This is a genomic window from Microcystis sp. LE18-22.4A, assembly GCF_027531105.1.
GTDB classification, from domain to species: Bacteria; Cyanobacteriota; Cyanobacteriia; order Cyanobacteriales; family Microcystaceae; genus Microcystis; species Microcystis aeruginosa.
Map to the genome: position 1 here is coordinate 1 of NZ_JAPZRB010000308.1, position 1,926 is coordinate 1,926.

The window sequence follows — 1,926 nt, forward strand, 5'->3', positions numbered from 1 at the left end:
GGAGTGATCAGGGGTAAATTCAGGGACTTTTTCCCTGAAAATTAGGTAATTGACCCCCTCAAAATCGGTAAAACCCCACACCCCACACCCCACACCCTACACCCTGCCCCTAGGAAAAACTTTTTCAGCAAACCCTAAGTACCTAAGCAAAATTAATTACACATATCTAACCACCTCTTGCCTCTTGTCTCTTGCCTCTTGTCTCTTGCCTCTTGCCTATCTTCACTAGGAAATTAATTTTGCACGACTACTTATTTAATACTGCACACTTAAAAACTCACATCTGATAACTGATAACTTACCCACTGATAACTGATAACTGATAACTGATAACTGAGAGGTGCGCCACTGGAAGTTCTTAAGTCTTATATCAAAGATCAGGAAAAGCCGTCGTAAAACGACGGGGTTTTAACCCAAATTTTCGATAAAGCCGAAGAGGCTTGGTCTCCAACCCCTTGAGGACAAGATAGACTGCACCTGCTCATTCTGTCGGCTGGAGAGGGGAAACCCGTTACTGATTCTGCTCACAGAGAAGGACTAATTTTATTGGTGTAGAATAGAGACAATTATTGAGAGAGAAAGAAAATGAGCACTATTTCCCTTGAAATTCCTGAAGAAATCTTAATTAGTCTCAAAGAAACTCCTGAAAATCTATCAAGAGAATTAAAAATATTGGCAGCCGTTAAACTTTTTGAACTTGACAAACTATCTTCAGGACGTGCAGCCCAATTAGCCGGAATGTCACGAGTAGAATTTTTAACTATTTTGGGGCGTTATCAAGTCTCCCCTTTTTCTTTAACGACTGAACAATTGGAACAAGATATTGTCAATGCCTAATCCTCAAGTCATTGTCAACACCTCTCCTCTACTGTACTTACATCAAGTGGGCTATTTGGAATTGCTCCAACGCTTGTATTCTCAAATCTTGACTCCTCCAGCAGTAATCGAAGAATTAGCAATCGGTAAAAATAAAGGAATTGATGTTCCCAATATTCAGGCGATTGAATGGATTTCAATTACTCTGGTTAAATCAGTCAGTCTAATTCCAGCTATTATTGATTTAGGGCAAGGAGAAGCAGAGGTATTAGCTTTGGGATTAGAAAATCCAGATAGTTTACTGATTTTTGATGATCAGTTAGCCCGACGTATTGCCGATTTATATCGCTTGAAATATTCAGGAACGCTTGGTGTTTTAGTTAAAGCGAAGCAGCAGGGCTATCTATCTTCTGTTGCTCCCGTTATTGCTAAGTTACGCCATCAAGGAATGTGGCTAACTGATAAAGTTGTCAATGATGTTCTTCGATTAGCTGGAGAGTAAGTATGCTAAAAAAAAAGGCTCTTCGTTACTTGGTATGGTTCGATAGGGGAGCATAAATCGACTAAATCCTTATCTGGCAAGAGACTTAATTGATTAGTTCGCTCTAGATCAAAAACAATTGACAAAAATCGCCAAATGTCTTTCTCTATAAGAGTTTCATTCCTTATAATCCTGTACGTTGCATAAGACAAACCGAAGAACCAAAAAACTCCAAGAATACGCCCGAGGAATCGCCGAAATTCTCTATCAAGAGGCCGCTCCCGAAGACTTAGCCAGTTTAGGGGATATTGAAAAAACGATCCGACAACAGACTTTAGATTATGTTACCCCCCAATTAGGAATTTTGGCTCTTCGTTACTCTTTATGCTAAATCAACAGACAAGATGCCAAGACAACATACTTCTAACCCAAAAATTCCGAAAGTTTCTCAAGCCATAGCCTCTCCTTTTTATTAGTTTAAGTTTATTATTGATTCCCTCGACCACCCCATTCGTTGTCCTTCGCTCGAAATAACTAATGATTTCTCCAAACCAGTTTCGGATTGTTTGACAACTCTTGGTAAAAACACTGGAGGATTTTGCCAACCATTCCGAGATGGATAGCAGTCC

General features: G+C 39.7%; 4 protein-coding genes. 3 read left to right on the forward strand and 1 reads right to left on the reverse strand.

The window, feature by feature from the left end; all coding sequences use genetic code 11:
• The first annotated feature begins 585 nt into the window (after positions 1 to 585).
• The 3 genes from O9295_RS13945 (at position 586) to O9295_RS13955 (ending at position 1,688) form a co-directional block, all read left to right on the forward strand.
• A complete protein-coding gene (locus O9295_RS13945) occupies positions 586 to 837 on the forward strand; it encodes a UPF0175 family protein (protein ID WP_002764591.1) in 252 nt (83 codons plus the stop codon).
• Positions 830 to 1,318 (forward strand): PIN domain-containing protein, encoded by a 489-nt coding sequence (locus O9295_RS13950; RefSeq protein ID WP_004162544.1) that lies wholly within the window; start codon positions 830 to 832, stop codon positions 1,316 to 1,318. Before O9295_RS13945 ends, O9295_RS13950 begins: the two co-directional genes overlap by 8 nt.
• Positions 1,319 to 1,496: 178 nt before the next feature.
• Positions 1,497 to 1,688: a hypothetical protein gene (locus tag O9295_RS13955; RefSeq protein ID WP_288033395.1), complete on the forward strand. Its 192-nt coding sequence runs from the start codon at positions 1,497 to 1,499 to the stop codon at positions 1,686 to 1,688.
• 1 nt (position 1,689) lies between these two features.
• On the opposite strand, the gene O9295_RS13960 is transcribed toward O9295_RS13955, so the two are convergent.
• Positions 1,690 to 1,926: transposase (locus tag O9295_RS13960; RefSeq protein WP_288033397.1), on the reverse strand; the 237-nt coding region annotated here is incomplete at its 5' end.

What these genes read in the sequence shown, in the direction of transcription:
- O9295_RS13950 (WP_004162544.1), top strand. Translation starts at nt 830, where the DNA reads ATGCCTAATCCTCAAGTCATTGTCAACACCTCTCCTCTACTGTACTTA.
- O9295_RS13945 (WP_002764591.1), top strand. Translation starts at nt 586, where the DNA reads ATGAGCACTATTTCCCTTGAAATTCCTGAAGAAATCTTAATTAGTCTC.